Below are 8,786 nucleotides of genomic sequence, written 5' to 3' on the forward strand. Positions count from 1 at the left end.
GCGCTCGCTCGCGCGACATCGCTCCTCCCTCGCCCGCCGCCGACGCCCCTGGTCTGGTCACGCCGGGCCCCGCGCAGTGCCGTGGGCAGGCCATCGACCCGCGCGACCCCTCCGGCAAGGTGCCCAAGCCATGGCGCTTCGCCGGGGCTGAGCTGGCGCGTGACCGCGCGCAGCAGGGCGCAGCGGGCAAGGCTGCCGACGATGGCCGCCCCCCCGTGCGCACCGCCAAGGCGTCGCTGGCGGCGCACCCCGTGGACCGGCGTGCGGATAGCGATCAGACCGGCTCCGCCGGCTTCGCCCCGGCGCCCGCACCCGCGTTAGTGCCCGAGGCGCGCCCCGCCGTCGCCAGCAGCGGCGGCGGCTATTACCTCCAGGTCGGTGCGTTCGGTGCCCGCGCCAACGCTGAGGAAATGCGCCGCCGACTGCACGGGCAGCTCGCCAAGCCCGTCAGCATCGCCGATGCTCCGGCGGAGGGCGCCCGCAGCGCAGCCTTGTTCCGGGTTCGGGTCGGGCCGCTGGGCTCCCGCGCCGATGCAGAGCGCCTCGCCGATGAACTGGCAGCGCTCGGCGTCGGGCCGTCGTTGGTGTTACCGCGTTGAGTATCTGCGCCGGCGCGCGGGGGCGCCGGTGAGGGATGCGCGGGCGCTGTGTCCGCGCCCCAGCAGGCGTAGAATGGCGCACAGGACGCCGCCGTGCCTCGACTCTGACAGCCCGCCGATTCACCATGACTGCCCAGGTCCTGATCGCCCGCCTCTCCGGCTTACTCGTCCTCGCCGTCGCACTATTCGGTGCCGCCGCCGAAGTATCCGTTGCCGCCGAGGATGGCCCCATTCCCGACCCACCGAGCCTCGGCGCTCGCGGTCACCTGCTGCTCGACTTCAACAGCGGTGCCATCCTCGCGGAGGAGGGCTCGGACGAGCGTCTAGAGCCCGCGAGCCTGACCAAGATCATGACGGCGTACGTCATTTTTCGGGAGCTTTCCGCCGGTAACCTCGCGCTGGACGATGAGGCGTCTATCAGCGAGAAGGCGTGGCGCACCGGCGGCTCCAAGATGTTCATCGAAGTCGGTAAGCGCGTCAGTATCGAGGATCTGCTGAAGGGCATGATCGTGCAGTCCGGCAATGATGCGAGCGTCGCCCTGGCCGAGCACCTCGCCGGCGACGAGGCCACCTTCGCCGAGTTGATGAACCGAGAGGCGCGCCGGCTCGGCATGACCAATTCCAATTTCGTCAACGCCACCGGGCTGCCCGACCCGCAGCACTACACCACACCGCGGGACATTGCCACGGTGGCCGCGGCGGTCATTCGGGAGTTCCCGGAGTACTACGCCTGGTATTCCCTGCCCGAGTTCACCTACAACAATATCAAGCAGTCCAACCGCAACCGTCTACTGGAACGCGACCCGAGTGTGGACGGCATCAAGACCGGCCATACCCAGGCCGCCGGTTATTGTCTGGTGTCTTCAGCGGAGCGAGACGGCCGCCGCCTGATCGCCGTGGTCATGGGCACGGCAGGCGATGCCGAGCGTGTCGCCGACAGCCAGGCCTTGCTCAACTATGGCTTCAATTTCTTCGAGACCCATCGTCCCTTCCCCGGTGGCGAGCCGGTAGAGACGCTGCGGGTCTGGGGCGGCAGCGAGACCGGGCTGCCCGTGGGGCCAGCGCGGGACCTCTACATCACGATCCCCCGTGGCCGTTACGCTCAACTGAGCGCCGAGCTGGAGCCTGCGCCGGACATCACCGCCCCGGTGAGCTGGGGTGATGTGGTCGGGGAGATCGTGCTCCGTCTCGGCGACACCGAGATCCGCCGTGAGCCGGCCGTCGCATTGGCCGACGTCCGTCGGGGGAATCTGCTCCGGCGGGGCTGGGATTCGGTGGTCCAGCTCTTCTGAGCGGGCGTGGTGTCCTCGGCGATTGGTCGAGACCCGCTGGCGTCGCCCCCATCGTTACGCCCGCCGCGAGCCTGAAGCTTAGGGTCGCAACCAAACAAGCAGCCGGCCCAAGCACCGGGAGCCCCACGTGATGACCCAAGACCTCCAAATCCGCTTGACTGATGCGGACACGCTGCTGGAATTTCCCTGCACCTTTCCCATCAAGGCCATGGGTGCCGCTGACGCGGAGATCGAGGCCGTGGTGGCGGAAATCCTGGCCCGGCATGTACCCGGGTTCGATCCCGCCGCCGTCACCACGCGCGTCAGCCGTGGCGGGAAATGGGTGGCGGTCACCGCACGCATCCGCGCGCAAAGCAAGGCGCAGCTCGACGCCATCTATCGGGAGCTGAGCGCGCACGAGCGCGTTGTCTACGCGTTGTGACGCCCCTTTGTCGGGCGCCGAGCCCAGTGGCCTCATGAATACCGGCGCATCGGCGGCGCAGGTGCTGCGGTATTGCCCGTTGGGTCGCGTGGACTATCTCCACTGTTGGCGTGCCATGCAGCGCTTCACGGACGCCCGTACAGCAGCCACCGACGATGCCCTTTGGCTCGCGGAGCATCCGCCGGTGTTTACGCAGGGACAGGCCGGGCGTGCGGAGCATGTACTGGCCCCCGGCGACATCCCCGTGGTGCAGACGGACCGCGGCGGGCAGGTGACCTACCATGGGCCGGGCCAGCTCATCGCCTATGTGCTAGTGGACATGCGGCGGCTGAAGCTCGGCGTGCGCAAGCTGGTGGATGCCTTGGAGGGGGCGGTCATTGATCTGCTGGCGGACCTCGGGGTCGCCGCCCATGCACGGGCCGATGCGCCGGGTGTCTATGTGGACAGTGCCAAGATCGCGTCCGTGGGGCTGCGCGTGCGCCACGGATGTAGTTATCACGGCATCGCGCTGAATCTGGACCTGGATCTGGCCCCGTTTGCGCGTATCAACCCCTGTGGGCATGCGGGCCTCGAGATGACGCGGCTGGTGGACTTGGTGACGCCAGCATTGCTGGCGGCGACAGATCCGGGCGAGCGCCTCGCAGCCGCAGTGGCCGGGCGGCTCGGCCTGCAGCTGACGCCTGCTCCTGGGTATCAGTGCGAAGCGGCGCTCGGCCGTCGTCTGCAGCGGCGTTCGGGTGCGGATGCTGCATGCCTGCGATCGAACTCTGACGTCAGCGGTACAGCGCCAGTGGAAAGGTCTCGGTGATCAGGATTACGGGCTCGCCGGCGATGATGATGCGGTAGGTGCGGAACACGGCATCGTCGGTGCCGGTGTCCGGCTCGAGGCCGACCTCCATCACCTCCCGATAGCTCTCGAGTCCGCTGTCGCGGATAAGGGCGCCGATGCCGATCTCCCGGTCGATGAGGCGGCGGCGGAAGTGGGCGGGGATGAGCTCCGTGCGGATCACGGAAAAGGCGTGTGCGAACTCCTTGCCGCTGTGTGCGCCCCGCAGCCGCGCCCGGCGCACCATTACACGCTCGCCGCCGTGGATCTGCACCCAGGGAATGTCTTCTGCGGCGACGACGAACTCCTGGCGCAACGTGTCCACCACAACCGGCTCCCAGAAGTAGGCCTCGATGATCTTGGTGACGGTGCCATCGGTGACCAGGAGCGCCCGCAGGAAGGGCGGCAGACTGGCAATGGCGACTGGATGTCCGGTCGCGCTATGGATGGTGCCGTCCCGCACGAAGCCCTCGCATCGGAACGGATTGGGGCCCGCTGGTAGCAGTGTTTTGCGATAGTAGCGCTCAACCATGGCGCGGCTCGGCTCAGGGTAGCTTCATGATAAACAGCACCCGGGTGCTCGGCGGCAGGTTCGGGCTACGGTCGGTGGCGAGGTCGACGCGGTGGCGGTGCTGATCGTCCGGCAGGTGTTTGAGCGGCCCATGCCCCGTGGGCGTGTGGCGATTACGCCGCACTGGTGCATCGCTTTCACCCCGCACACGGTGGTCGTGTTCCCGGCTGCCGAGGCGCTGACCGACGGTGCGGGCATCAATGGTGCCCAGCAACATCCGCCCGCGCAGGTCTGGCGTGCCCTGGGTGCCGTCGCAGATGGCCCAGCCGCGGGCTGCGAGCCAGGACCGCAGCGCGGCATCCGTGCCGGTGAAGCCGCTCGCGCTGGGCACAAATGCGACGATACTGCCGGCAGGTAGGGTACCGGTGGCAGGAGCAGTTTGCGGCTGTGATGGTGCAGCCGGCGCTGGCGCTTCGGGCTCAGGGCGCGGCAAAGTCTCGTCAGTCTGGACAGCACCGGCGGGTGCGACGTAGACGCCGGCCGCAAGCAATGCTGCAAGCGCCCATGCGGACGACACTGGGCATGCGGGGCGCAGGCGCGACCGTAGGCGTGGGCGTGCACGGATCAGGTGCGACGGCATGGCAGCGGACTCGGGAACTGGGGCGGGTGAGACTTTCGCATGAGTAGAAAACACAGCCGGATGGACGCGCATGCGCGTTTCGAGCGCGAGCGCCGGCGCAACCTGTTGGCAGCGCCTGGGCCGAGTGAGCTGATCCTGGTGCTGGATCATCTCAAGCCCGGGTTCAATGTGGCAAAGATCTTTCGCTCTGCGCAGGCCTTCGGGGTGCGCGAAATCCATCTGATCGCCATCGGCGCGTTCGACCCCGCACCGGCGAAGGGGGCACTCAGGGCGGTACAAGCACGCTGGCTCGATGGTCTGGGCGACAGCCTGAGCTTGCTGCGTAAGGGCGGCTATCGTGCTTTTCGGATGCTCGCCGAGGGAGGTGCGGCGCTGCAGACCACTGCGCTGCCACGTCGTTGCGCGCTCGTGCTCGGTCACGAGGAGTTCGGTTTGAGTGCCGAGACACAGTCGCTGCCTGCGCTCACAATTGCCCAGCACGGTGCCGTCCAAAGCCTCAATGTGAGCGTTGCGGCGAGCATTGCCATGTACGAGTATATCCGACAGCATCCCATCATGCGTTGAATGCATGTCGCGCAGAAGACGCAGTGTTTGTCGCATCCGCGCATTCCGCCTCCCGAGACGTTGTCCCAATGTATCGACAATGACGGGGCAAGACAGCGGAAGTCGTACATTGTAGAGGCCCCTCGCGTGCGACGTTGTTGCGACACGACGCTGTTCTTTTCTGTTAACATCCGCGCTCGGGGGCTCGGACCCAGCCCTTGACCTGTGTTATAAACTCTTTGCCGATCGGCAAACTCAAACGGAGAAACCGCTATGACCAAGAACGTCAAGCTCGCTTCCCTGTCCGCTGCTGCACTGCTGAGCGCTTCGCTGCTCGGCGGCTGCGCCACCGACCAGGAGGCTCGTGACATGGCCCAGGCCGCTATGGATGCCGCCAATGCCGCTCAGGCCTGCTGCGAGGCCAACGAAGAGCGCATCAACCGCATGTATCAGCGCGTTATGGCCAAGTAAGCCGAGCATTACTTGGCTTAGATCAACCGCCCACCCTTGGGCGGTTGATCCTCAGTCGGCCTGATTTGGGCCGCTGCTAAACCCTCCGCGGTCGCCTGCCGACACCCCAGCCTCACGCCGAACGTCTCCGTCCGCGCGATACAGAACCTACCAGCCCGCCATCCTTGGCTGTTGCGGCTTTTTACTCCCCCGTTTCGGTACTCTGCCCGCAGATCACTGCGGCACCTCAGAATACGCTCTCCAACTTGTGCCAACTCTTGGTGCCCTGCCGGGAGCCTACGAGGCGCGGCAGGCCTGAGTTGTCCTCAAGGGTGCGCTGAACCTCATTCCAGTCAAGGGTGACATCATCCGCTTGTGCGTACCGGCTCGGAATGACTTGGCGCGGATTGCTCGGTGATTGCCCATCGGGCAAGTTGACCTCCAGAAACAGCTGGTCGCCGCGCCAGCCGACCTTGTAGGGTTGATCGACAATGCGCACCGTGGTGCCCGTCTTGACCTTCGGGAACAGGGCTTCGATATCCTCCGGATACATGCGCGTGCAGCCGGAGCTGACCGGCATGCCGACGCCCCAGGGCTTGTTGGTGCCGTGGATGAGGTAGCTCGGGTTGCTAAGGCGCATGGCATAGGCCCCGAGCGGGTTGTCCGGTCCGGCGGGGACCACCGGCGGCAGGGTCTCACCCCGCTTCTCGTACTCGGCGCGAATGGATGCAGGTGGCGTCCAGGTAGGGTCTTTGATCTTCTCGATGACGGAGTAGGTGCCCACCGGCGTCTCCCATCCCTCCCGGCCGATGCCTACGGAGAAGACTTCTACCTCCGTTGGGGAGTGATAGTAGTACAGCCGCTTCTCGGCCAGGTTCATCACCAGACCCTCACGCGGTGCGTTCGGCAGCACGTGGAAGTCAGGTACCAGCACGTCCTGATTGTCGCCGGGCACCCAGACGTCGACGCTCGGATTGGCCTGCTTCATTTCGTCGTAGCCGGAGCCGTAGTAGCGGCCGATGTCGAGCAGCGTGTGCTCAGCGCTGGTCTTTACATAGAAGGGCGTGCCGATGACACTGTCGCCCTCGTAGATCCGGTAGGTGCCAGAGGCGGCCGACGCCGGCAGCGCCAGCACGCCGGATAGTAAGCCAATCATCAGGCCGGCGAGCCCGGCGCCCGCACCGTGCCGCATTGGGGGCCGCGGCAGGCCCTGTCGAATACGCATCATTGTCTCTCCGTTGGTTTTCCTGAGTAATCGATGAGCCGTAACCCGAAGGCCAAGACCGGCGGTGGCCCAACAAAGCTGTCAGCTGTGCGCAATATTGGTGTCGCTGCGCACGTAGACGCTGGTAAGACGACGCTCACGGAGCGCATGCTCTTCTATACCGGCGCCTCCCATAAAATCGGCGAGGTGCACGACGGCGCTGCCCACATGGACTGGATGGCAGAGGAGCAGCAGCACGGTATTACCATCACCGCCGCTGTCACTAAAGCCCCTTGGCGGGACCATGTGCTGCAGGTGGTCGACACCCCCGGACACGTCGATTTTACCATCGAGGTGGAGCGTTCCATGCGCGTACTCGATGGGGTAATCATCGTGCTCGACGGTGTGCGCGGAGTGGAGCCGCAGACCGAGACGGTCTGGCGCCAACGCTGTCGTTTCGGCCTGCCGGTAATCTTCTTTGTCAACAAGATGGATCGCCCTGGGGCGGATTTCGAGCGTTGTCTCAGGGCGATCGCGGCGAAGCTCGACGTCACCCCCGTCGCCCTCACGGTGCCCGTGCTCGACGAGCGGGGCGCCGAAGACCACGCGGTGGTGCACCTGCTGCACCGCAAGCTGATCCGCTTCGGCGGCGAGCAGGGCGAGGTCGTCACCAGTGAGCCCTGCCCCGATGCTCTCTGGGCGCGCTGTGCCGGCCTACACGAGACCCTGCTGCTGGCCGCCGCGGACGCGGACGAGGCGCTGGCCGATCAGGTGCTCGCGGGCGAAGAGCCGGACCCGGCGGAGGTCTTGGCCGCGCTGCGCAAGGGGACCCTTGCCGGCGACGTGTTTCCATGTCTCGGCGGCAGTGCGCTCCGGAACATCGGCGTGCAGCCGCTGCTCGACGCTGCCGTCGACCTGCTGCCGGCGCCACTGGACCGCCCGCCAGCGCTGGCGCGGTTGCCGGCAGGCGGCACCGAAGAGGTCGTGCTCGGTCCCGATGGACCCCTCGTGGCCTTGGTGTTCAAAGTCCAGCTCTGGGACGGGCGGCGACACTGCTTTGCGCGGGTCTACCGTAACCGGCTGCACCCGGGCGACCGTGTCAGCTTCATCGCCCTCGACGGCCGAACCGTCACCGAGCACGTGGCCCGCATTTTCGACACCGATGCCGGGCACAAGCAGCGCCTGGACGTCGCCGAGCCCGGGCAGATCGTGCTGCTGGCGGGGCTCCGCCACGCCGGTACCGGCGACACCCTCTGCAACCCGGAGCACTTATTGCTGCTGGAGCGCATCGATGCCCGTCAGCCGGTGCTGAGCTTAGCCATCGAGCCCGGCGCCGGCACCGACGAAGAGCGCCTGCTGGAGGCGCTCGACAAGATGACCCAAGAGGACCCGACGCTGGTCGTCGCGGAGGACCGGGACACCGGTCAGCGCCTGCTGCGCGGCATGGGCGAGCTGCATTTGCAGATCGTGCTGGAACGTCTGGAGCGAGAGTTCGGTGTCAGCGTACGCAGCGGTCGGCCCGCAGTGGCCGTGCGGGAGAGCGTCGTCGGCGAAGCGAATGTCAGTTTTCTTTATACACGTCCGCCAAGTCCCGATGGCAAGCACCCTGAGCTGACTGCCGGTGCTACGGTGCAGGTGAGCCCGGCGGCACGCGGCGCCGGCAACAGCCTCCAACTGGAGCCTGCCGTGCTGCCGGCCGGCGCGGAGCTGACGGCGGAGCAACAGGCTGCCCTGCAGCACGGCCTAAGCCAAGGGCTGGCTGCCGGACCGACACAGGCGGCGCCCGTGGAGGACGTGGCCGTGAGCTTGGTCCAGGTGGAGCTCTTCGGCCCGCAATCGACCCCGGATGCGCTGGCGGCGGCCGCCGCCCGAGCGCTCGGCAAGGCCCTTTTCGCGGCAGGACCCTGTGCGCTGCAGCCCCTCATGCGTGTGAATGTTGTGATCCCCGAGGGCAACCTCGGTGGCGTGCTGGGCGACCTCCAGCAGCGTCAGGCGCTCATCCAGGCAACGGATGCGAGCGATGGCACCGCCGTCGTTTCCTGCGAGGTCGCCCTCGCCCAGCTGCTCGGCTATGCCACGGAGCTGCGCAGCCTGACCCACGGCCGGGGGCAGTTCAGTATGCAGTTTGCGCGCTTCGACCTGGCTGCTGCTCCCTAAGCGCCCGGGCGCGCCGGCCCCGACTTGCAGGCGGTTGAGGGCGGGTGGCGTTGGGGAGTGCCGCTATAGCTTTGGGGGCGGTTCAACCAGAAGGAGCGGTTGGACGGTCGTCAGGGTGCGTCCCGCGGGGTGCCTGGCAAGGC

General features: G+C 66.9%; 10 protein-coding genes. 7 read left to right on the plus strand and 3 right to left on the minus strand.

Going from position 1 to position 8,786, the window contains the following annotated elements:
- The 4 genes from I6U14_RS00900 to lipB form a co-directional block, all read left to right on the plus strand.
- On the plus strand, positions 1-599 hold a 599-nt coding region (locus tag I6U14_RS00900), incomplete at its 5' end, for an SPOR domain-containing protein (RefSeq protein ID WP_296896106.1).
- A 125-nt stretch (positions 600-724) separates the two neighbouring features.
- The gene (locus I6U14_RS00905; RefSeq protein WP_296896108.1) at positions 725-1,891 is read left to right on the plus strand and encodes a D-alanyl-D-alanine carboxypeptidase family protein; all 1,167 of its coding nucleotides are present in this window, start codon (positions 725-727) and stop codon (positions 1,889-1,891) included.
- A 130-nt stretch (positions 1,892-2,021) separates the two neighbouring features.
- Positions 2,022-2,312 (plus strand): DUF493 domain-containing protein, encoded by a 291-nt coding sequence (locus I6U14_RS00910; protein ID WP_296896110.1) that lies wholly within the window; start codon positions 2,022-2,024, stop codon positions 2,310-2,312.
- A 34-nt stretch (positions 2,313-2,346) separates the two neighbouring features.
- Entirely contained in the window at positions 2,347-3,120 is a 774-nt protein-coding gene (lipB, locus tag I6U14_RS00915; RefSeq protein WP_296896112.1) for a lipoyl(octanoyl) transferase LipB, read from the plus strand.
- Here the strand turns inward: lipB and I6U14_RS00920 are convergent.
- Together I6U14_RS00920 and I6U14_RS00925 are read right to left on the minus strand one after the other, a co-directional pair.
- Positions 3,086-3,670, minus strand: a complete 585-nt coding sequence (locus I6U14_RS00920) for a chorismate pyruvate-lyase family protein (protein WP_296896114.1) — start codon at positions 3,668-3,670, stop codon at positions 3,086-3,088. The genes lipB and I6U14_RS00920 overlap by 35 nt on opposite strands.
- Before the next feature lie 13 nt (positions 3,671-3,683).
- Positions 3,684-4,040 carry a hypothetical protein gene (locus I6U14_RS00925; RefSeq protein ID WP_296896115.1) on the minus strand — a complete coding sequence of 119 codons (357 nt, stop codon included), beginning with the start codon at positions 4,038-4,040 and terminating at the stop codon, positions 3,684-3,686.
- 288 nt (positions 4,041-4,328) lie between these two features.
- Between I6U14_RS00925 and I6U14_RS00930 the strand changes: the two genes are divergently transcribed.
- Both I6U14_RS00930 and I6U14_RS00935 read left to right on the plus strand, forming a co-directional pair.
- Positions 4,329-4,853: a TrmH family RNA methyltransferase gene (locus I6U14_RS00930; protein WP_296896118.1), complete on the plus strand. Its 525-nt coding sequence runs from the start codon at positions 4,329-4,331 to the stop codon at positions 4,851-4,853.
- 252 nt (positions 4,854-5,105) lie between these two features.
- Positions 5,106-5,303: a hypothetical protein gene (locus I6U14_RS00935; protein ID WP_295543633.1), complete on the plus strand. Its 198-nt coding sequence runs from the start codon at positions 5,106-5,108 to the stop codon at positions 5,301-5,303.
- A gap of 226 nt (positions 5,304-5,529) precedes the next feature.
- On the opposite strand, the gene I6U14_RS00940 is transcribed toward I6U14_RS00935, so the two are convergent.
- A complete protein-coding gene (locus tag I6U14_RS00940) occupies positions 5,530-6,510 on the minus strand; it encodes a L,D-transpeptidase family protein (RefSeq protein ID WP_296896119.1) in 981 nt (326 codons plus the stop codon).
- Between the two features lie 30 nt (positions 6,511-6,540).
- Here I6U14_RS00940 and I6U14_RS00945 point away from each other — a divergent pair, with 30 nt between their 5' ends.
- Positions 6,541-8,643 carry a GTP-binding protein gene (locus I6U14_RS00945; RefSeq protein ID WP_296896121.1) on the plus strand — a complete coding sequence of 701 codons (2,103 nt, stop codon included), beginning with the start codon at positions 6,541-6,543 and terminating at the stop codon, positions 8,641-8,643.
- Positions 8,644-8,786 lie beyond the last annotated feature (143 nt).

This window comes from Thiohalocapsa sp. (genome assembly GCF_019695415.1).
In the GTDB taxonomy this organism is placed as follows: domain Bacteria; phylum Pseudomonadota; class Gammaproteobacteria; order Chromatiales; family Chromatiaceae; genus Thiohalocapsa.

Excerpts from the sequence above, each read along its gene's own strand:
- I6U14_RS00905 (WP_296896108.1), top strand. The coding sequence starts at position 725 with ATGACTGCCCAGGTCCTGATCGCCCGCCTCTCCGGCTTACTCGTCCTC.
- I6U14_RS00910 (WP_296896110.1), top strand. The coding sequence starts at position 2,022 with ATGACCCAAGACCTCCAAATCCGCTTGACTGATGCGGACACGCTGCTG.
- lipB (WP_296896112.1), top strand. The coding sequence starts at position 2,347 with ATGAATACCGGCGCATCGGCGGCGCAGGTGCTGCGGTATTGCCCGTTG.
- I6U14_RS00920 (WP_296896114.1), bottom strand. The coding sequence starts at position 3,670 with ATGGTTGAGCGCTACTATCGCAAAACACTGCTACCAGCGGGCCCCAAT.
- I6U14_RS00930 (WP_296896118.1), top strand. The coding sequence starts at position 4,329 with ATGAGTAGAAAACACAGCCGGATGGACGCGCATGCGCGTTTCGAGCGC.
- I6U14_RS00935 (WP_295543633.1), top strand. The coding sequence starts at position 5,106 with ATGACCAAGAACGTCAAGCTCGCTTCCCTGTCCGCTGCTGCACTGCTG.
- I6U14_RS00940 (WP_296896119.1), bottom strand. The coding sequence starts at position 6,510 with ATGATGCGTATTCGACAGGGCCTGCCGCGGCCCCCAATGCGGCACGGT.
- I6U14_RS00945 (WP_296896121.1), top strand. The coding sequence starts at position 6,541 with ATGAGCCGTAACCCGAAGGCCAAGACCGGCGGTGGCCCAACAAAGCTG.